18 protein-coding genes are annotated in these 22,560 nt (G+C 36.9%); all 18 read left to right on the top strand.

Annotation, left to right across the window (positions count from 1 at the left end):
- Positions 1-123 precede the first annotated feature (123 nt).
- Positions 124-1,320 carry an argininosuccinate synthase gene (locus EDD72_RS04480; RefSeq protein WP_132767669.1) on the top strand — a complete coding sequence of 399 codons (1,197 nt, stop codon included), beginning with the start codon at positions 124-126 and terminating at the stop codon, positions 1,318-1,320.
- A gap of 220 nt (positions 1,321-1,540) precedes the next feature.
- Positions 1,541-3,253 carry a methyl-accepting chemotaxis protein gene (locus tag EDD72_RS04475; protein WP_132767667.1) on the top strand — a complete coding sequence of 571 codons (1,713 nt, stop codon included), beginning with the start codon at positions 1,541-1,543 and terminating at the stop codon, positions 3,251-3,253.
- Positions 3,254-3,615: 362 nt separating this feature from the next.
- Positions 3,616-4,302: a cell division ATP-binding protein FtsE gene (gene ftsE / locus EDD72_RS04470; RefSeq protein WP_132767665.1), complete on the top strand. Its 687-nt coding sequence runs from the start codon at positions 3,616-3,618 to the stop codon at positions 4,300-4,302.
- The gene (gene ftsX, locus EDD72_RS04465; protein ID WP_132767663.1) at positions 4,292-5,185 is read left to right on the top strand and encodes a permease-like cell division protein FtsX; all 894 of its coding nucleotides are present in this window, start codon (positions 4,292-4,294) and stop codon (positions 5,183-5,185) included. Before ftsE ends, ftsX begins: the two co-directional genes overlap by 11 nt.
- A 34-nt stretch (positions 5,186-5,219) precedes the next feature.
- A complete protein-coding gene (locus EDD72_RS04460) occupies positions 5,220-6,437 on the top strand; it encodes a murein hydrolase activator EnvC family protein (protein ID WP_165894965.1) in 1,218 nt (405 codons plus the stop codon).
- Positions 6,438-6,502: 65 nt separating this feature from the next.
- Positions 6,503-7,954 (top strand): S41 family peptidase, encoded by a 1,452-nt coding sequence (locus EDD72_RS04455; protein ID WP_279388084.1) that lies wholly within the window; start codon positions 6,503-6,505, stop codon positions 7,952-7,954.
- Positions 7,955-8,039: 85 nt separating this feature from the next.
- Positions 8,040-9,296, top strand: a complete 1,257-nt coding sequence (locus EDD72_RS04450) for a PDZ domain-containing protein (protein ID WP_132767658.1) — start codon at positions 8,040-8,042, stop codon at positions 9,294-9,296.
- 457 nt (positions 9,297-9,753) lie between these two features.
- On the top strand, positions 9,754-11,730 hold the full coding sequence (uvrB, locus tag EDD72_RS04445; RefSeq protein WP_132767656.1) for an excinuclease ABC subunit UvrB: 1,977 nt from the start codon (positions 9,754-9,756) through the stop codon (positions 11,728-11,730).
- 2 nt (positions 11,731-11,732) lie between these two features.
- Positions 11,733-14,606, top strand: a complete 2,874-nt coding sequence (gene uvrA / locus EDD72_RS04440) for an excinuclease ABC subunit UvrA (protein WP_132767654.1) — start codon at positions 11,733-11,735, stop codon at positions 14,604-14,606.
- Positions 14,607-14,751: 145 nt separating this feature from the next.
- Positions 14,752-14,955, top strand: a complete 204-nt coding sequence (locus EDD72_RS04435; protein WP_207893640.1) for a PspC domain-containing protein — start codon at positions 14,752-14,754, stop codon at positions 14,953-14,955.
- Positions 14,956-15,121: 166 nt separating this feature from the next.
- The gene (locus EDD72_RS04430) at positions 15,122-15,562 is read left to right on the top strand and encodes a hypothetical protein (protein WP_132767650.1); all 441 of its coding nucleotides are present in this window, start codon (positions 15,122-15,124) and stop codon (positions 15,560-15,562) included.
- A gap of 15 nt (positions 15,563-15,577) precedes the next feature.
- Entirely contained in the window at positions 15,578-15,982 is a 405-nt protein-coding gene (locus EDD72_RS04425; RefSeq protein ID WP_132767648.1) for an SGNH/GDSL hydrolase family protein, read from the top strand.
- Between the two features lie 26 nt (positions 15,983-16,008).
- Positions 16,009-16,905: a Gfo/Idh/MocA family protein gene (locus EDD72_RS04420; protein WP_132767645.1), complete on the top strand. Its 897-nt coding sequence runs from the start codon at positions 16,009-16,011 to the stop codon at positions 16,903-16,905.
- 174 nt (positions 16,906-17,079) lie between these two features.
- The gene (gene nagA, locus EDD72_RS04415) at positions 17,080-18,282 is read left to right on the top strand and encodes an N-acetylglucosamine-6-phosphate deacetylase (RefSeq protein ID WP_132767643.1); all 1,203 of its coding nucleotides are present in this window, start codon (positions 17,080-17,082) and stop codon (positions 18,280-18,282) included.
- Between the two features lie 115 nt (positions 18,283-18,397).
- On the top strand, positions 18,398-19,126 hold the full coding sequence (locus EDD72_RS04410) for a GntR family transcriptional regulator (RefSeq protein ID WP_132767641.1): 729 nt from the start codon (positions 18,398-18,400) through the stop codon (positions 19,124-19,126).
- Positions 19,126-20,034 carry an N-acetylmuramic acid 6-phosphate etherase gene (gene murQ / locus EDD72_RS04405; RefSeq protein WP_132767639.1) on the top strand — a complete coding sequence of 303 codons (909 nt, stop codon included), beginning with the start codon at positions 19,126-19,128 and terminating at the stop codon, positions 20,032-20,034. The genes EDD72_RS04410 and murQ overlap by 1 nt, the downstream gene beginning before the upstream one ends.
- 21 nt (positions 20,035-20,055) lie before the next feature.
- Positions 20,056-21,414: an N-acetylglucosamine-specific PTS transporter subunit IIBC gene (gene nagE / locus EDD72_RS04400; protein ID WP_132767637.1), complete on the top strand. Its 1,359-nt coding sequence runs from the start codon at positions 20,056-20,058 to the stop codon at positions 21,412-21,414.
- Positions 21,415-21,427: 13 nt separating this feature from the next.
- Positions 21,428-22,345, top strand: a complete 918-nt coding sequence (locus EDD72_RS04395) for a DUF7916 family protein (protein ID WP_132767635.1) — start codon at positions 21,428-21,430, stop codon at positions 22,343-22,345.
- Positions 22,346-22,560: the final 215 nt, after the last annotated feature.

Raw genomic sequence — 22,560 nt, 5'->3', positions numbered from 1 at the left:
GGCTGTTCCGAAATAAATGTAAAAATCAGGTCTTTATTTTTTCTTCTGTTTGTATTAATATACTTTTATATGAATAAATATAAAGTGTCTTTGATTTCAATTGAAGAGAAAGGACTTGAGGGAATGGAAAAGGAGAAAGTTGTTTTAGCCTATTCGGGAGGTTTGGACACTTCGGTTGCCATCAAATGGTTACAGGAGAAATATAATTACGATGTCATTGCTGTGGCCTTAGACGTTGGGGAAGGAAAAGAACTCGATTTTGTCAAAGAAAAGGCATTAAAAGTAGGGGCAATCAAATCTTATGTCATCGATGCGAAAAAAGAATTTGCGGAAGAAATGATTTTGCCTGCGTTAAAAGCGAATGCTTTATATGAAAGTAAATATCCGTTGGTTTCTGCTTTATCACGACCATTAATTGCGAAATGGCTCGTTAAGATTGCTAGAGAGGAAGGAGCAGTTGCAGTCGCCCACGGATCAACAGGAAAAGGAAATGACCAAGTGCGTTTTGATGTTTCGGTAACTGCGTTAGCACCTGATTTGAAAATCGTTGCACCAGTTCGCGAATGGTCGATGACAAGGGATGAAGAAATTGAATATGCAGCAAAACATGGAATACCGATTCCGATTAAAAAAGAAAATCCTTTTAGTATCGATCAGAATATGTGGGGAAGAAGTTGTGAAGCAGGTGTTCTTGAAGACCCATGGGTTGCACCGCCAGAAGAAGCGTATGAATTAACCGCTTCGATTGAAAACGCACCAGATGAAGCAGAAGAAGTGGAGATTACCTTTAACAAAGGTGTTCCCGTTGCTCTAAATTCAGAAGTATTACCCCTTGATGAATTAATCTTAACATTAAACAAAGTCGCAGGTAAACATGGAGTCGGCCGCATTGACCATGTGGAGAACAGGTTAGTGGGAATCAAATCCCGTGAAATCTATGAAACCCCTGCTGCTACCGTTTTGATCACGGCTCATCAAGCTCTAGAAAGTCTCGTTCATACAAGAGAAATGGCTCAATTTAAACCGATGATTGAACAAAAGATTGCCAATATGATTTATGAAGGATTATGGTTTTCACCATTAATGGAGAGTTTACAAGCATTTATTGATAAAACACAAGAAGTGGTAACGGGTAAAGTTCGGGTCAAACTGCATAAAGGCCATGCAATTGTCGTTGGTCGATCCTCCGAGAAATCCTTATATTCTTATGTATTGGCCACATACAATCAAGATGACCAGTTTGATCATCAATCGGCTGTTGGTTTTATTCATATTTGGGGTTTACCCACTAAAGTTTATGCAAATGTGCACAAAAAATAAAAGATGAGAACGAATATTGAGGGAACAAAGTTGAGAAAAGACTTTGTTCCTTTTTTTTTACGTAGTAATACAAGCCGATATCTTGATATAATTTAAAGATGGGGCTATGTCACCTTCAAAAATTCCACAAAATTTTCTAAAAAATGTGCAGGAAAAAGTCGAACATTGTCTAATTTTTGTATAGATGATGGTGGCGTGATTATTGTAAGGGGGAAAAATCATGGGTTGGTTTTGGAAACATAAAGTTCAAGGTGTTCAATCGAAATTCATAAGTGAAATAAATCATATAGAGGATTTAGAATCAAAGGTTCGCGAAAAAATGAGATACATCGGATTTGAAGAATTAAATCCTGAACTTCAAGCAGAGTTTTGCCAACTGATTCAGAAGCATCAATCAATCATTGAACAGAGACTATTAGAGAAAGTCAAAGAGATTGTAGGTGAGGGTTTTCAAACAAGTACTTGGCAACAATATATTTCATTATTTTTGAATGAACTAATGGTGGAAAATGGACAGTATTTTCGAAAAAAGCAATGGAAAATCGTCGAATTACTACTTGAAACGAAACTTCAACCCGATTGGCTCATCGGTGCTACAGAAACGATAATAGATACGATTCAAGAACAGCTTCTTTCAGAATCTGATTGGAGAATGGTCGCACCTAAATTACGCTATTTTCAAAAATTAATGATGCTCTGTCAAATGGTTTGGGTCGAAATGTATACAACCCATCTCGTATCATTATTTTCAAATGGTATATCTGAGTTAGTCTTCTATAATGCTCAAATTGATCAGGTGAAAGGACTTTTAGAATCACTTGATCAACAAGTACAATTGTCGTCGGGAATTCAACAAATGATTCAGGAGATTAATTCGGCAGTCGAGGAAGTTGCATCGACTTCCAATTCAGCAGCTGACTTTTCTCATCAATCCGTATCAGAAGCAAAAAAAGGGCAGAAAGTGATTGAAGATGCCTTGCAGGAAATGGCCAAGTTAGAAGATCAATACGAAAAAGTGATTGTTGCTATTCATGATTTTGCGAAAAAAATTTCACAAATGGAAAGCATGATCCAATTCATCCGCGATATTGCTGATCAGACCAATTTATTAGCATTAAATGCAAATATTGAAGCGGCAAGAGCTGGAGAACATGGACTTGGTTTTTCTGTTGTGGCTCAAGAAGTACGTAAGTTATCTGAACATTCGAAGGAATCGGTGGGTTCCATATCGACGATCATTCAGGAATTAGTATCTGATGCAGACTCTATTAAATCATGGATTCTTGAAACGGGGAAGATTGTCAACCACGGTGTTCAAGAATCAACACAGGCGATTCAACAGTTAGTGCAGATTATTGATACATTTAATCAAATCAGCGAATCCATGCAAGGGATTGCTGCGGCGAATCAAGAACAAGCTGCCGCAACTGCTCAGATCACAGAACAAAATCAGAAGATTGATGAATTAATTCGTGTTGGAAAAGAAAAAGGTATCGCTACTGGAGAAGCGATTTATCATTTAAGTACAATGTCTGAAAGATTACGGAAGAGTATCGATCAAATTGGAATTCAAGTGAATGAGAAAGGGTTATTAAACTTAGCCAAAACTGATCATCTATTATGGAAATGGCGGATCTACAATATGTTGTTAGGTTATGTCCAAGTTGATACAGATTCTATTCAAAGTGAGAAACAATGTCGTTTAGGGAAATGGTATTATAGTCAACAAGCTAGTCGTTTTAAAAATTTAACGACCTATCAAAGGATGGAAGTGCCGCATCGACTTGTCCATCAAACAGCAAAAGAAGCAGCTATCGCCTATTCAAAGGGAGATCTAGCATTAGCTGAACAGAAGTTAAAGGAACTAGAAGGTTATTCGAATGAGATTATTCAATTACTTGATGAAATCGCCCAATCGATAGAAGAGGAGTAGAATCTGAGGAAATGGTAGATTCCAAGCCTTTATCACGAAGTTGGTAAAGGCTTTTTTAACGTGAATACACTCCCAAAATCATACAAGCCTATTTATATGAAACTTTTATTTCGACAAGTCCGTTTTAATAGAGACCACGGTTTACTACATAATTTAGAATCATTCGCCAAAAAATTTCCTAGGAAATACTTTTTCTAGCAAATCATATGACGAAAAGATGAAAATTTGTCGTTTATGGTAAAAAGCCCCTCAAAAAACATAATTTACATTGCTATAAAAAAAGGGATTTTACATGATAATGTCGAATGGTAAAACAAGACTTGGTTATTGCAGCTCAGAATGATTAAAGGATGTGAAAATGAATGATTGAAATGTTTGATGTATGGAAGACATACCCAAATGGTGTTAATGCTCTTCAAGGAATTAATATAAAAATTAATCGAAGTGAGTTTGTATATGTTGTAGGCCCAAGTGGTGCAGGAAAATCGACCTTCATCAAATTAATGTACCGTGAAGAAAAACCAACAAAAGGTGAGATTTTTATTAATGGTTTTAACGTAGATCGTATAAAAGAAAGACAAATCCCAATGATTCGTCGTAATATTGGTGTGGTTTTCCAAGATTATCGTTTGCTTCCTAACCTTACTGTATATGAGAATGTCGCCTTTGCGATGGAAGTGATTGAAGCTTCAAAAAGTAAGATTCGTAAACGTGTGCCAGAAGTACTAGAATTAGTAGGACTACCGGATAAATTAAAAGCTTTTCCAAATCAATTATCAGGTGGAGAACAACAACGAGTAGCTTTGGCACGTGCCCTTGTGAATAACCCTTCTATTATTATCGCAGATGAGCCAACCGGTAATTTAGATCCTGATACCTCTTGGGAAATTATGGATTTGTTTGAAAAAATTAATTTTAGTGGAACTACAGTTGTTATGGCAACACATAATCGAGAAATCGTCAATCAGATGAGAAAAAGAGTCATAGCGATTGAAAATGGCCAAGTCGTCAGAGATCAGCAGCGGGGTGAATATGGCTATGAGAATTAGTACAATAGGAAGACACTTCAAAGAGGGATTAAAGAATATTGGACGAAATGGTTGGATGACTTTTGCCTCGATTAGTGCAGTAACGGTTACATTGCTTATTCTGGGTGTATTTCTACTACTAGCGATGAATATCAACTATATGGCTAATTTAGTAGAAAATCAAGTAGAAATTGTCGTTTCTTTGGATTTAAAAATTAACGACAGTCAAATAAAAGCCGTTGAAAACGAAATAAAAAATATAGAGGGTGTAAAGTCGTTAGTTTTTATTTCTAAAGAAGAGGGCCTAAAAAAACTAAAAGAGCGTTTTGGTAAGGATGCAGATCTTTTAGATGGATTAGATAAAGATAATCCATTGAATGATACATTTGTAGTACAGGCGAAAGATCCGAGAAAAACCGAAGAAGTAGCCTTGAAGATTGCCAAATTGAATTTCGTAGAAGATGTGGATTATGGAAAAACAACGATTTCAAGACTATTTAAAATTACCGACTGGATTCGAAATATTGGAATCGTCTTTATTATTGGACTTGCTTTTACAGCCATGTTCTTAATTTCCAACACAATAAAAATTACAATTTATTCAAGAAGACGAGAAATTCAAATCATGAAATTAGTAGGGGCAACCAATTGGTTTATTCGATGGCCATTTTTCGTAGAAGGTCTATTACTAGGAATTCTGGGTTCTATTCTACCGATTCTCGTAATCATCCTAGGTTACCGATATTTACTAGAACAGATGAATATGAGTCTATCGATATCATTTATTAAGTTTCTTCCTTTATATCCATTAGCCTACCAAATTTCCGGATTATTAATCGGAATTGGTGCGTTTATTGGGATCTGGGGAAGCATGATGTCTGTTCGACGTTTCTTAAAAATATAATTAAAAAGTTGTAAGGGAGTGGAAAAAACGGATGATGAGAAAAAGATGGATACCGTTACTATTAACTTTAACCATGTTAATGTCTTTCATGATTCCTTTTACAACACCAGTAAAAGCAGATACGATTTCTGAATTAAAGAAAAAAATTGAAGCGATCCGTAAAGAAAAACAACAATCGGAACAACAGAAAAAGGATTTAAGTAACCAAATTAATCAAATTAAGGACAATAAAAAAGTTACGGAACAAGAAGTCTTATCCATAGCCAAAAAAATTGATCAGCAAGAACAAAAATTAGGAAATTTAGAAATACAAATTGAAGAAGTACAAGCTAATGCAAAAAAAGCAGCGGTAGAGTTAGAACAGGCAGAACAGCGATTGAAAGAAAGAGATCAGTTATTAAAAGATCGTGTGCGTTTAATGTACAAGCATGGGGATGTCGATTATCTCGAAGTTCTTTTGTCAGCGGATAGCTTTTCTGATTTTGTTCAACGATTTGATGCCATTCAACAAATTATTGAATCAGATAAGAAAATCTTAGAAGAAAATAAGAAAGATCGAGACATCGTCGCTCAAAAGAAAAAAGAGATTGATCAGTCGTTGACGAATCTAAAGAAACTATATGCAGAATTAGAGCAAACAAAAAGCGAATTGCTAGCTGAACAGAAAAAACAAAAAGTAAGAATGGCTTCTCTAGATTCGGCTCAACAACAATTAGTAACGAAATTGCGACAAGAACAAGAAGACTTTAATGAAGCGACAGAAGAAGAAGCAAGATTATTGGATCAGTTAGCTGCTGCACAAGCAGAAGCATTAAAGAAGCAAAATAAACTGCCTGTAGCCTATAATGGCGGAAAATTCGCTTGGCCTGTACCTGGATATAGTCGCATATCTCCCAATGGCAATTTTGGTTGGCGAATTCACCCTATTTACAAAACGAGAAAATTCCATGCTGGTCTAGATATTCCAGCACCTCAAGGGACTACAATCATTGCGCCTGATGATGGTGTTGTCATTGTTGCATCTACGATGAATGGATATGGAAATGTGGTGATGATCGACCATGGAAGCGGAATTCAAACGTTATATGGCCATATACGAAATGGTGGAATTAATGTAAGTGTTGGTCAAGCGGTGAAAAAAGGTCAAAAAATTGCTGAGGTTGGCTCTACAGGAAGGTCAACAGGGCCCCATCTTCACTTTGAAGTACGGAAAAACGGTTCAGCAATTAGTCCATGGACATATTTAAGATAATTAGATAATATTTTGTACATGCCCATCATATAATGAGAACAGACTGAAAAAAGGTGGTGCGTGGCATGAAGATGAGGGGCCGTACGTTAGCGGTACTTTTAGTGGTAACGATGGTCTTGAGTAGTTTTTTAACAATCATCGTTATTCGCATGAATCCAAACCTTGGATCATTGATTGGTGAAGGATCGACATCCATAGGGTATGGAAAACAAATCCCTAAGGATATGGATAAATTCGTTTCTGCTTACAACACCATCCTGAACTCTTATGTGGTGAAAAAGGATGGAAAGGAATTAGTTGACGGGGCCATTCGAGGAATGGTTGAAACACTAGGAGATCCTCATTCAACCTATATGAATGCAAAAGAAGCAAAAGATTTTTACAGTACATTAGATTCCTCCTTTGAGGGAATTGGAGCAGAAGTGACAATTGAGAATGGTAAAGTGACTATCATTGCCCCAATTAAAGGGAGTCCATCGGAAAAAGCCGGATTACGTCCTCGTGATCAAATCCTAAAAGTGAACGGTGAATCATTAGAAGGATTAAATCTTTTTGAGGCAGTCAATAAAATAAGAGGCCCTAAAGGTACGAAGGCAGAACTGGAGATTCTTCGTTATGGAATGGAAAAACCAATCACTGTGACGGTGATTCGTGATGAGATTCCGATTGAAACTGTACATGGAAGTACAATCAATACAGCAAAAGGGTTGATCGGGAAAATTGAAATTTCTAATTTTGCCGAGAAAACAGCCGATGATTTTGCTAAAACCTTAAAAGAACTAGAAAGCCAAAACATCAAAGGTTTAATAATTGATGTACGGGGAAATCCAGGTGGTTATTTGCAAAGTGTATTGGAAATTGGTAATCTAATAATTCCAAACCACGGTATTATTGTTCAAATTGAAGACCGAAACAAGAGAAGACAAAGCTATCGGTCTGAGATGGAATCGGCGAAGTATCCCATCGTTGCATTAATTAATAATGGAAGTGCCAGCGCTTCTGAGATATTAGCGGGTGCCTTACAAGAAGCTGGGAATTATCCGATTGTTGGTGAAAATAGTTATGGAAAAGGTACGGTCCAAAATCCCTTTGAATTGTCCGATGGAAGTAATTTAAAATTAACCGTTGCGAAATGGTTAACTCCAAAAGGAAATTGGATTAATGGTAAAGGAATTATCCCAAATGTGAAAATTTCCCAACCTGATTATTTTCATGCTACGCCATTCCCTGAAAATGTCTATCTTAAACCAGATATGAATAATAGTGATGTCAAAAATCTGCAATTGATTCTTACAGGGATTGGGTATAATCCTGGAAGAATGGATGGCTATTTTGACGAAGGAACGGAAAAAGCAGTCATGGCATTTCAGCGGGCAAATGGTTTAGCAGTTAATGGTATTGTCGATCAACAAACTGCTAATCAATTACAAAATAAAATCATAGAACGGATCAAAAATCCTGAAAATGATCTGCAATTGAAGGCAGCAATCGAGACATTGTTAAAATTCATCAAATAAGCAGGAATCGATTGGGAAATGTCGAAATTATAACCACAAAACGTTATGTTTTGTGGTTTTCTCATTTTAAGGAGGAAAAGGAAGAATGCCTATTCTACAGGAGCTGTTCATGCAAATCGGAACATTATTTTTACAACCTTTATTCTATATCGGGATACTACTTCTTGTATTACAATATAGAAGACAAATTCAGTTAGAACGGAAACTATTTAGTGCACGGATTCATTCACTTTCACAAGAAGTCATCCTTTCACTTGCATACGGGTTCTTAGGTGGGGTTATTGCTTCCGCATTCATGGTTGGATTAGGTGTCGTTTTTCAACCAAATGGGATGTGGCTGCTTTGGTTGATTACTGGAATCCTAACTCTTTTTCATATTCGTTTTCTTTGTTTATCTTATTCTACTGGGATTTTAGGTTTACTTGTTTCCATGATTCAGTTATTTCCTAGTCCCAATTCTTCTTTTCTTCAACCGATTTGGATTGAACTTAAGAGTATTCATGTTCCTTCTTTAATCGCAATCGTAGCGATTTTACATCTTGTAGAGGGGATATTGATTCGGCTTCAAGCTGGAAAACAAGCAACCCCATTATTTGTTGAAACCAAACGGGGGAAGTTGATAGGTGGATATTCGATTCAATCTTTCTGGCTTGCTCCTTTATTTCTTCTCGTAGCAACAGGAGATGTTACGATGAATTCGGTTCAGATTGGATCTTGGTGGCCGATCTTTGGCGCAGCAACTACTTTCTCTTTGTTCCCTGTTCCTGTCCTCATTGGCTATTCTGAATTGACGACCGTTTATTCTCCCTATAAGAAAAGTAAGATATCAGCAAACTACCTTATTATTTATAGCACGTTGTTACTGGTGATGGCATTTCTAGCTGAGCGATGGGCGCCGTTTCAATTCATTGCTTCAATTTTTGCGGGACTTGCTCATGAAGGAATTCATTTGTGGGGGAAACGTAAGGAAAGAGCATTGCCACCATTATATGTTCATCCAACAGATGGTTTGAAGATATTAGCCGTAATTCCAAATAGTCCTGCTGATCGAATGGGAGTGAAAGCAGGTGAAGTAATTAAAAAGGTGAATGGTATGCAGGTTACTACCCGTACTGAGTTATATGATGCACTCCAATTACAACCTGCTTTTACGAAGTTAGAAGTCATTAATGAAGCAGGTCACGTTAAATTAGTACAACATTCTTTATATGCCGGGGATCATCATCAGTTAGGTATTTTACTTGCACCCGATGATAAAGCTCCTTATTATATTGAGGTGAAAGATACGAATTTATTGCAATTATTGAAGCAGAAAGTAACTAAAGTTTCCCGAAGCGCTTAAACATAAAAATATGATTGATCTAGGCTACCAGATGAGGTGGCCTTTTTTAACGGATTGAAGCGTAAGGTTTTGGAAGTAATTGCATAGTGGTTTGTATCTTCCAACGCGCTTCGTTGTTCGTGTAATATACAAACCATCCGTCATATCACTGGCTTATATGTTCTATAAGCTAGTTTTTTTAGAGCAAGCTTTTCTTCCGACCCTTTTTTTTAGGAAAGACAGGAAGTATCGGAGCAGCATTAGAACTTATAAGCCAGCAATAAGATTTGAAAATCGTTGACAAAAAGCCTATAATGATAGAGGAACGCTTGTTCTTAAAAACGGCGAAAAATCATCATCTATATTTTGTCAATTACTGGTGAAATTCTAATTTTCACTATGGATATGTTATAATATTATTTTAGTATATTCATTTGAATCAGTATTTTTATACGAAATGAGAAAGGGGAGATTAGTGATGGAGCAAATCTTCCAATTAAAATCAGATTTTCAACCACAAGGAGATCAACCTAAAGCAATTGAAGCTTTAGTTCAAGGGATAAAAGAAAATAAAAAGCATCAAATCCTACTAGGGGCGACGGGTACAGGAAAAACCTTTACAATGGCGAATGTCATTGCAAGAGTAAATAAACCAACATTAATCATTGCCCATAATAAAACATTAGCTGCTCAATTAGCTAGTGAGTTTAGGGGATTTTTTCCAAATAATGCGGTTGAATATTTTGTAAGCTACTATGATTATTATCAACCTGAAGCTTATGTTCCACAAACAGATACCTATATTGAAAAAGATGCAAAGATTAACGATGAAATTGATAAATTACGTCACTCAGCAACCAGTGCACTATTTGAACGTAAAGATGTCATCATTGTTGCTAGTGTTTCTAGTATCTATGGCTTAGGTTCACCCGAAGAGTATCGTAATCTTGTTCTTTCTCTACGTGTAGGAATGGAAAAAGACATGAAAGAAATCCTTCGTAAGTTGGTGGATATTCAATATCAACGAAATGACATGAATTTTGTCCGTGGTACTTTTCGGGTTCGCGGAGATGTTTTGGAAATTTTCCCTGTATCTCGAGGAGAGCAAGCCGTACGAATTGAATTTTTTGGAGATGAAATTGAACGAATTCGTGAAATCGATGTCCTCACAGGAGAAATTATTGGTGATCGGGAGCATGTGGCCATTTTCCCTGCTTCTCATTTCGTCACTCGTGAAGATAAAATGAGAAAAGCGATCAAGAACATTGAAACAGAATTAGAAGAACGATTAAAGGTTCTGCGAGATAAAGGAAAATTATTAGAAGCGCAACGATTAGAACAACGGACAAGATATGATATTGAAATGATGCAAGAAGTGGGTTTTTGTTCTGGAATCGAGAACTATTCCCGACATCTAGAGGGAAGACCCGCTGGATCGACTCCAAATACTTTATTAGACTATTTCCCTGATGATTTTCTTATGATCATTGATGAGTCCCATGTTACGATTCCACAGATTCGAGGAATGTATAACGGGGATAGAGCGCGAAAAGAAGTATTGGTTGAGCACGGTTTTCGTCTACCATCCGCATTAGATAACCGACCATTGAAGTTTGATGAATTTGAAAAGCATATTCATCAGATTATTTATGTTTCAGCAACACCTGGCCCGTACGAATTAGAACAATCGTCAGAAGTTGTCGAGCAGATTATCCGACCAACAGGACTGTTAGACCCAGAGATTGAAGTAAGACCAATCAAAGGACAGATTGATGATTTGATCGGCGAAATTCAAGAACGAATCAGACGGGATGAACGAGTATTAGTTACAACATTAACGAAAAAGATGGCAGAAGACTTAACAGACTATTTAAAAGAAATAGGGATTAAGGTTCGTTACCTCCATTCAGATATTAAGACATTAGAGAGAATGCAAATTATCCGTGAATTACGTTTAGGTGAATTTGATGTCTTAATCGGGATCAATCTTTTGCGTGAAGGATTAGACATTCCTGAGGTTTCCCTTGTTGCAATCTTAGATGCGGATAAAGAGGGATTCTTGCGTTCGGAGCGATCTTTAATCCAAACGATTGGACGTGCAGCACGGAATGCCAATGGCAAAGTGATTATGTATGCCGATAAAATTACGGATTCAATGAAAGTGGCAATCGATGAAACGAATCGACGTCGGGGGATCCAAATGGCATATAATGCAGAACATGGTATTACGCCAATGACGATTAAAAAGAAGATTAGCGATGTCATCGAAGCCGTAAAAGTTGCAGAAGATAAAGCTGATTATGGCAAGACAAAGAAAAAACTTTCGAAAAAAGAACGTCTGCAAATGATCGAACGAATCGAAAAAGAAATGCGTGCTGCTGCAAGAGAATTAAATTTCGAACGGGCAGCCGAATTGCGTGACATCTTACTTGAATTGAAGGCGGAAGGAGATTAAAAATGGCAAGAGAATCGATTGAAATCAAAGGTGCAAGGGTTCATAACCTGAAAAATATCGAAGTATCTATTCCACGAGACCAATTTGTTGTGTTAACAGGGTTAAGTGGCTCAGGAAAATCATCTTTAGCCTTTGATACGATTTATGCAGAAGGACAGCGTCGCTATGTTGAATCACTTTCAGCCTATGCGAGACAATTTCTTGGTCAGATGGATAAACCTGATGTTGATTCGATCGAAGGTCTTTCTCCAGCGATCTCGATTGACCAAAAGACAACAAGCCGTAATCCTCGTTCGACGGTAGGAACTGTAACAGAAATCTATGATTATTTGCGATTGTTATTTGCTAGAATTGGAGAACCACATTGTCCTGAACATGGGGTAGAAATCTCTGCTCAAACGATTGACCAAATGGTGGATCGGATCCTAACCTATCCTGAACGGACAAAAATTCAAATCTTAGCTCCAATTGTAAAAGGACGTAAAGGGGAACACGTAAAGGTATTGGAACAGATCAAAAAAGAGGGATTTGTTCGCGTTCGTATCGATGATGAGGTCCATGATCTTGGTGAAGAAATCAAGCTTGAAAAGAACAAAAAACATACGATTGAAGTCGTCGTTGATCGTATTATTCTTAAACCAGATATTGCAACAAGGTTAGCTGATTCCTTAGAAACTGCCTTACAATTGGCAGATGGTCAAGTGATTGTTGAAATCATGGGCGAAGAAGAACTATTATTTAGTCAAAAATTAGCTTGCCCAATTTGTGGTTTCAGTATGGATGAACTTTCGCCAAGAATGTTTTCCTTTAATAGTCCTTATGGAGCTTGTCCGACTTGCGATGGTCTTGGAAGCAACATGGAAGTGGACCCAGACCTTGTGATTCCTGATCCAAAACGGACATTAGCCGAGGGAGCGATTGATCCTTGGGCTGGTAGTAGCTCCAATTATTATCCGCAATTGCTTGAATCGATTTGTAATCATATTGGGATCGAGATGGATATCCCAGTAGAAGAACTATCAAAAGAACAATTACATTTGATTCTCTATGGTAGTGAGGGGGAAAAGATTCGTTTTCGTTATGAAAATGATTTTGGACAAGTAAAAGAGGCTTATGTACCCTTTGAAGGAGTTATACCAAACCTTGAAAGAAGATATAAGGAAACGGCTTCGGATTATGTACGTGATCATATCGAACAATATATGAGTCATAAACCTTGTCCCACTTGTCATGGGACAAGACTTAAAAAAGAGGTGTTGTCGGTAACCATTGGCGGCAAAAACATCGCATATGTGACTGATCTATCGATTAAAGAAGCGATTCGATTTTTTGAAGAACTAGAGTTAACAGAAAAAGAAAAAACCATTGCCTCATTAGTTTTAAAGGAGATTCAATCCCGCCTTTCCTTTTTAGCAAATGTAGGACTGGATTATCTTACATTAAGTCGTTCAGCAGGTACCCTTTCTGGTGGAGAAGCACAACGGATTCGTCTAGCAACCCAAATCGGGTCTAGTTTAATGGGAGTACTCTATATCCTTGATGAACCAAGTATCGGTTTGCATCAACGAGATAATGACCGACTCATTAAAACCCTAGAACGGATGAGGGACCTTGGCAATACCTTGATTGTGGTTGAACATGATGAGGATACGATGTTAGCAGCCGATTATATTATTGATATTGGCCCAGGTGCAGGAGTCCATGGTGGTTATGTTACGGCACAAGGTACACCACAGGAGATTATGAAGAATGACAGATCGTTAACAGGACAATATTTAAGTGGGAAAAAATATATTCCTGTGCCAAGTGAACGAAGAAAACCAAATGGAAAATGGCTAAAAATAGTAGGTGCAAAAGAGAATAACCTAAAAAATATTACCGTCGAAATACCATTAGGAGTCTTTACGAGTGTAACCGGTGTTTCTGGTTCTGGGAAAAGTACACTGGTAAACGAGATTCTGCATAAAGCTCTAGCGAAGGAATTAAACCATGCAAAAGAAAAACCAGGACAGTATAAAAAAATTGAAGGAATGGAACATCTTGATAAAGTAATTGCGATTGACCAATCACCGATTGGTCGGACACCTCGTTCTAATCCAGCAACTTATACAGGAGTATTTGATGATATCCGTGATGTTTTTGCGACAACTCAAGAAGCGAAGATCAGAGGATATAAGAAAGGACGTTTTAGTTTTAATGTGAAAGGTGGCCGTTGTGAGGCATGTCGCGGTGATGGGATCATTAAAATCGAGATGCATTTCCTACCAGATGTTTATGTACCTTGTGAAGTTTGTAAAGGAAAACGGTATAACCGCGAAACGTTGGAAGTGAAATATAAGGGAAAAACTGTTGCAGATGTTCTTGATATGACGGTAGAAGATGCACTGGAATTCTTCAAAAACATCCCCCGGATTCAAAGAAAATTACAAACTCTTTATGATGTCGGCTTAGGATATATTCAATTAGGCCAACCGGCTACTACTTTATCTGGCGGGGAAGCGCAAAGGGTGAAACTTGCATCTGAACTTTATCGCCGTAGTAACGGAAGAACGTTGTATATTCTTGATGAACCAACAACAGGACTTCATATGGATGATGTTGCAAGATTATTGCAGGTGCTTCATCGATTAGTTGACAATGGAGATACTGTTCTTGTGATTGAGCATAATCTTGATGTCATCAAAACATCAGACTATATTATCGATTTAGGTCCAGAAGGTGGAGATGGTGGAGGGACCGTTGTTGCGACAGGTACCCCCGAAGAAATTGTAAATGTAGCCGAGTCGTATACTGGGAAATATCTAAAACCAGTATTGGAGCGAGATCGTAGACGCGCAGAAAAAAAGATTGAACAGTTTATCGAAGCTACCTCGTAGTGTTGTAAATCTTATACAGGTGTTTTTTTAGAACATTCATTTCATTAAGATTGTAAATTGGAATGAGAAAGTTGAAGTATCGATCGAATAAATGGGGATGCGTTATAATAAATGTACAGTGTAAGTAGGAAAGGGTGAAAAATTGATGAAAAGGTTACGTAGATCGAGGCGATATCGGATGGTTGGTGGGGTGCTAGGTGGAGTTGCGGAGTATTTTAACATTGATGTAACAGTTGTCAGACTCGTCTATGCTTTGTTAGTTATCCCTACAGGTTTATTTCCACTAATCTTGGCTTACATCATTGCTCTATTTATTATACCTGAAGAACATAAAGGGGATATCATCTGAGATTTCTAGTCCGTTTGATTCTGACAAAAGGAAACATAGATAGCAATCGCTTGTGAGTGCTTCTTTTTTTTCTTGAAAATAAAGCCAATTATCGCTACCATAAGAGATAATTGGACATCATTTCCAAACTCCAATAATCTATAGAATGACTTTAGGAGAGAAAACGATGAATCGGAAAGATACCGCAAAAAAGCTACAATATTTACTCATTATTCTTCTATTCTTATCTACGATAACGGTTATTGTATTTGGAAATATTTATTTTGAACAAAGGAATAAAAATCAAGCCATAGCAGCAAATATTGAGCCTAAAACGAATGGAGATCAAGGGCGAAATAAAGATCAAGGATCTAATGAGGAAAATTCAAAGTCGGATGTAGCAAATCTAAAACTTCTTGAATCTTTAGTGAGCGAATCAAAACAATATGGTTCAGCTCGAATTTCGGTTTTGGGAAGTAGTATATCAGAAAAATCACCAATTCCAAAAGAGAAATTATGGGTCTCGTTATTACAAAATGATCTTCAAACGAATGTCAAGGGTTTAGAACAACTGAGTTATATGTTGACCGATTATGATTCTCTTACCACATCAGAGATTTTAGAATAGAATAAGGCAGAGGAAGTGAGCCAACAAGTTCCGACGGTAATCCTTTTTGAAACAGGTGTATTGAATGATTATCGCAAAAATATTCCAATTGAGACTACACTAGCAAACTTAGAAAAAATCATGGAGCAGTTTCAAGAAAAATCAGCAAATGCCAAAATCATCCTCCTTTCTCCAAACCGTACGACAGAAATGGGTAGTAACTCCTTAGGTTTAAAACCGAAAGATTATTTACAACGATCAAAAGAATTTATTCATTCAAAAGGTTGGGATTTTATTGATATCTATGAAGGATTTGAAAAACTAAGACTAGAAGATGGTCGAGCTTTAACTCAGGTTCTCTTAAAGAACGGATATAATCCCAATGAAATAGGCAACCAATATATTTTTCAAACAGTGAAAAAGTATTTTATGGAAGAATAAACATTCTTTAAAGGAGGAAGATCATCTTGAAAATAGGTGTAATAGGCTTAGGTGACATTGCAGAAAAGGCATATCTGCCCGTTATAAGCACGATTAAAGGGATTGATATTGTATTTGTAACGAGAAATAATGAAAGATTAAACTTTTTAGCAGATAAATACCGAGTTACTCACCGATTAAATCATGTAGATGAACTCATTGATCGAAATGTAGATGCTGCCTTTGTTCATTCAGCAACAGAAGCACATGTGCCGATTATTGAGAAATTATTAAAAAATAAAATACATGTTTACGTGGACAAACCGATTTCTTATTCAATGAAAGAAACAAGGGAAATTATTCAACTGGCTAAAGACCAAAATGTAAAATTCATGGTGGGGTTTAATCGTCGTTACGCCCCAATGTACAAGAATTTACAAACGATTCAAGGCCCAAAAATCATTATTATGCAAAAAAACAGGGTAAATAAGATGAAAGAAATACGAGAGGTTATTTATGATGATTTTATTCATGTTGTTGATACCCTAAGATTTTTATCAGGAGATAAGATTGAGGAAATTGATGTCGATTCTTTCATTCAGGATGGGAAGTTACATCAACTTGTTGTAAAGTTTAAAGGGAAAGATTTTACATCAATTGGAATGACAAACCGTGACCATGGGGTTAATGAAGAGGTACTTGAATATATCGTTCCTAAAAAGAAATGGGTGGTTAGAAACTTATTAGAAACCATTCAATACGAGAATGGAGAAGAGAAAAGATTTTTTGGGAATGATTGGGAACCAACGTTATATCGAAGAGGATTTATCGATATCATCAATGAATTTATCGATATTATTCGAGAAGATCGATCAACAACAGAAATGATGGATGATGCTTTGAAAACTCATGAAATATGTGAAATGATTATTGAGAATATTTGACATTAAAACCGAATGCATAAGAATATTGTATATGAAATAAAACTAGAACAGGGGAGAGAAAAATCTCCTCTTTTTGATGATTACAGAAAAATTTTTTTTATTTACAAGTGGTATAGACATCTAGTTATCTTAATGATAAGATAAATATAGAAAATTAAAAGGAGTTTTAACAGCATGATTTCAAAAAAAAACCGCTTTATTATTGCAAATGTGACCATTTTCGAGGAAGAAGCGAAGATTGAAAAAGGATACATTCGAGTTGAAAATGGTAAAATATCGGAAATATGTAAGATGGATAACTTTCAAGATATAAATGGTATTGAAGTGATTCAGTTTCCAAATGAGTATAAATTGATTCCTGGAATGATCGACCTTCATATTCATGGTGCAGCAGGTGCAGATACAATGGATGCTACCATTGAAGCGATTGAAACGATTGCAAGTGCTTTGCCAAAGGAAGGTACAACCAGCTTCTTAGCTACGACGATTACAAAAGAGGAAGAAGAAATTGAACGAGCCCTGATCAATGTAGCTAATTATATGAAAAAAGAAAATAATGCGGGAAAAGCTGAGGTTTTAGGAGTTCATCTCGAAGGGCCGTTTATCTCAGTGAAAAGAGCAGGAGCACAACCTCCCCATGCCATTACTGAACCAGACATCAAACGATTTAAACAATGGCAGACTATATCAGAGAATCAGATTAAACTGGTAACTTTAGCCCCTGAAAGAGAGGGAGGATTAGAGCTAACTGCTTATTTGCGCGAAACAGGTGTTGTTGCTTCTATTGGACATTCTGATGCTAAATATGATGAAGCGGTAGAAGCAATCAAAGCGGGGGTTACTCATGCTACCCATCTATTTAACGGAATGCGTGGTCTACATCACCGCGAACCCGGGGTTGTTGGAGCAGTTTTATTACATGATCAAGTCAAAGCGGAACTGATTGTAGATGGGATTCACGTACGACCAGAAATGGTTAAATTGATTTTTCAACAAAAGGGAAAAGAAGGGATCGTACTCGTAACAGATGCGATGAGAGCAAAATGTTTAGGAAATGGTGTCTATCAATTAGGAGGGCAAGAAGTATTTGTTCGTGATCAACAGGCAACCTTAAAAGATGGCACATTAGCCGGGAGCATTTTAAAAATGAAGGATTCCATAAGAAATATGATGGAGTTTACGGATTGCACGTTGGAAGACATCATATATATGAGTTCAACGAATCCAGCAAAACAACTGAATGTATTTGATCGAAAAGGCAGTATTAAAGTTGGCAAGGATGCTGATCTCGTTGTGCTGGATGAAAACAATCAAGTCGTTATGACATTTTGTAGAGGCGAATTAGCATACAACCGGGAAGGAGGAAAAGGAATATGAAAATCATTGAGGTAGAAGATTACAAAGCATTGGCCAAAAAAGCATCCGAATGTGACTATTATTGCAGACGCAAAAGCAATGTCTGTCATTAAGAAAATGGAAAAGGTTGGTGTTTATGATCGATAAAAATTCTCCGTTACCCATCTATTATCAGCTTGAAGAAATCATTAAAGAAATGATTGAAAAGAAGGAATTAAAAGCGGGTGATTTAATTCCTTCAGAACGGGAGTTTTCCGAAAAATATGAAATAAGTAGAATGACAGTACGACAAGCTATCAATAGTCTTGTAAATGACGGTTATCTGATTCGTAAACAAGGCAAAGGCACCTATGTAGCAAGACAAAAAATTGAGCAAACATTAAAGGGATTAACAAGTTTTTCAGAGGATATGAAAACAAGAGGAATGGAGCCAAGTACAAAGTTAATAGATTTTAAGATCATTCCTAGTAGTCATGGGATTGCTAGTAAATTAGCAATTGAAGAAGGAACTCTCATCTTTGAAGTAAAACGAGTTCGTTTAGCAGATGGTATCCCGATGGCTTATGAGGTCTCATATTTACCAGTAGATCTAGTAAAAGGATTAAGTAAAGAAATCGTTAACGGATCTTTGTATGAATATATTGAAAATACCTTAAAAATGAAGATTGGCCATGGAACCCAAATCCTTGAGGCGTCAATAGCTAGAAAAACCGAAAGTGAAATATTAGATATTCACGAGGGAGCCCCTGTATTATTGATTCAAAGATACAGCTATCTTGAAGATGGAAAGCCATTAGAAGTAGTTAAATCTATCTATCGTGCCGATCGATACAAATTTATCATTGATATGCCGAGGGTAAAATGATGGGTGAAAAGAAAACGATTACAGAACAGACTAACCAGAAAAGTTTAAGAATTGATGAAATGAGTTCTTTGGAGATTATTACTCTAATGGCAGAAGAAGATAAAAAAATTTATCTTGCCATAGAAAAAACCCTTCCAACAGTTGCAAAAGCTGTTGATGCGATCGTTGACCGTTGGCAAAAAGGGGGAAGATGCTTTGTTGTTGGGGCTGGAACGAGTGGACGACTTGGAGTTCTTGATGCAGTTGAGTTAATCCCAACTTTCTCAATTGAATCGGGAAGATGGATAGGGCTCATTGCTGGAGGATATGAAGCCATGTGGAATCCTTTAGAGGGAAATGAAGACGATGAAAAACAGGTGATTGAAGAATTACAAAAAAACTTGCTTTCAGCAAACGACGTAATTATTGGAGTAAGTGCTAGTGGCTCTACACCATATGTTCTCTCCGCCCTTACATTTGGTAATAATATTGGGGCATTAACAATTTCAATTAGTAATAATGAAAGGACTAAAGCTTCAAAAATGAGTAAGTTTGGAATCGAAGCAATTGTTGGTCCAGAAGTGATTCGAGGTTCAACAAGATTAAAGGCTGGAACAGCTCAAAAAATGATTTTAAATATGCTTTCTACTGCTACAATGGTTCGTTTAGGTAAGGTTTATCAGAATCAAATGGTAGATATGCAGTTAATAAATAAGAAACTGGTAAAAAGAGCAATATCCACTTTAATTGAATTGACGAATTTATCAGAAGTTCAAGCAAAAGATTTATTTGAACAAAGTGAAAATGATTTAAAAACGGCAATATTTGTCGCTTTAACCCAAGGTACTAAGGAACAAGCTAAATATTATTTAAGTCAAGCGAATGGAAGATTGAAAGAAGCGATTTATCGCTTTTTCAATAAAAAATAAACAAAAGAAAGGGGTATTATTATGTTAGGTTTTTTACAACGAATTGGTAAAGCATTAATGCTCCCAATTGCTGTTTTGCCTGCAGCAGGTTTATTGTTACGTTTAGGACAACCGGATTTATTAAATATTCCTTTTATTGCAGCTGCAGGAGATGCCGTATTTTCCAATTTAGCATTGCTTTTTGCAATCGGTGTTGCGGTAGGATTATCAAAGGATGGGAATGGTTCAGCAGGTTTAGCAGGGGCGGTCGGCTATTTTGTTTTAACTAAAGGTGCCACTGCCATCAACGAAGAGATCAATATGGCGGTTTTAGGTGGAATTATTGCTGGTATTGTTGCAGGTCTTTTATATAATCGTTATCATGATGTGAAATTGCCTGATTGGTTAGGGTTTTTTGGAGGTAAACGATTTGTCCCAATTATCACATCCTTTGCTATGTTAGTTCTAGCAGGTATCTTTGGATATATTTGGCCAGGAATACAACATGGGATCAATTCTGTAGGAGAATGGATTGTAGGAGCAGGAGCATTAGGGGTGGGAATTTTTGGTTTCTTAAATCGTTTGTTAATACCTGTAGGATTACACCATGTTCTTAATAGTTTAGTTTGGTTTGTATTCGGTGAGTATGGAGGCAAAACAGGTGACCTAAATCGGTTCTTTGCTGGAGACCCTTCCGCCGGTATCTTTATGGCAGGATTTTTCCCAGTCATGATGTTTGGACTCCCTGCTGCAGCGCTTGCTATGATTGCTACTGCTAAAAAACATCGACGTAAAGCAGTTGCTGGGATGTTAATTGGGGTTGCCTTAACTTCATTTTTAACAGGTATTACCGAACCAATTGAATTTGCTTTCATGTTTTTATCACCAATTTTATATTTTGTTCACGCTGTTCTAACAGGTATTTCAATGGCTACCGCTTACTTGCTAGGAATTCATCATGGTTTTACATTCTCGGCTGGTGCCATTGACTTCTTCTTAAATCTTGGATTAGCTACAAGGCCATGGTTACTTTTTGCTTTTGGATTGGTTTATGGTCTAATCTATTTCGTTATTTTCTATTTCTTAATCAAGGTGATGGACTTGAAAACACCTGGTCGCGAAGATGAAGAACTGCAAGATACGAATTCATCGACAGGATCAAAGAAATATGAGGATTTGGCAGTGAAATACTACGAAGCGTTAGGTGGAAAAGATAATATTGTCCATTTAGATAATTGTGTGACTCGTTTACGTCTTAGAATTAAAGATATTACAAAAGTAGATGATGATGGATTAAAAAGGCTTGGGAGTAAAGGAGTTATAAAGCTAAGTTCTACGGAAATTCAAGTTATTGTGGGTACAGATGTAGAGTTTTTAGCAAATGCCATGAGAATGATGTAATGGAGGATAAAAAATGAAAAGATTATTAGATTGTACTGCATCAGATTTTAAAAAGATGAAAGGACAAGATCTTAAACAAGCGATAAAAGCTTCAGAAGGTCGTGTTATTGTTTCCGAGGTTATCGGTACCGTACAACCGTTGTATCCAAGTGTAACCAATGTTGAAATCGCTGCAGCTTTTGGCGCGGACATGATATTACTAAATCTCTTCAATGTTTTCCGACCATCGATTCAAGGTTTCGCAGTAGATAATCCATCAGCTATAATCCAAAAATTAAAAGAATTAATTGGCCGACCTGTGGGATTAAATTTAGAACCTGTAGATCCAAAAGCAAAACAATTGGAACAACTTATCGAATTACCTGAAGGTAGAATTGCTTCGGAAAAAACGTTACTGGAAGCTAAGCACTTAGGTTTTGATTTCGTTTGTTTAACGGGTAATCCAAAAACAGGGGTAACCAATCTTGAAATAAAGAAGGCGATTGAAACTGCTAGACACGTTTTTGGCAAGGATGGTTTGATTATAGCAGGAAAGATGCATGGAGCTGGGGTTGAGGGAGAAACAGGAGAAGAGATCGTAAAAGAAGAAGATATTCAGGGTTTTATTGAAGCTGGTGCAGATATTATTTTATTACCTTCACCTGGAACAGTTCCGGGTATTACGATAGAGTCATCGCAAAGATTAATAAGATTTATACACAAAAACGGCGCCCTAGCATTGTTAACAATAGGAACAAGTCAAGAAGGAGCTGATGAGGCAACAATTCGGCAAATTGCCTTAAATAGCAAAATGGCTGGTGCTGATCTTTATCATATAGGTGATGCAGGGTACGCGGGAATCGCCATTCCTGAAAATATCATGAATTATTCTATTGCAGTCAGAGGAAAGCGCCATACATATGTAAGGATGGCCTCTTCCGTTCTTCGTTAGGAGGAAAAGTGGTTAAAATCATTAGTCTGCTTCCAATCTATTAGAATGGGACTAGACCAAAAGGTAGATATTGGCATCCTTCGGGGTGCTTTTTTATGTTTTGATACAAACCCCAATTAGGTATGAGTAAAATTATTGTGGGAGAAAAAATAACCTCTTCATCCAGATAACGGAATTTCTGTTGTCTGGATGAGGAGGACACTAAGCGTAAGCAC

It is taken from the genome of Tepidibacillus fermentans (assembly GCF_004342885.1).
Classification (GTDB): domain Bacteria; phylum Bacillota; class Bacilli; order Tepidibacillales; family Tepidibacillaceae; genus Tepidibacillus; species Tepidibacillus fermentans.
Note: the sequence above shows the minus strand (reverse complement) of the source record. Positions and strands in the feature narration are given on the sequence as shown.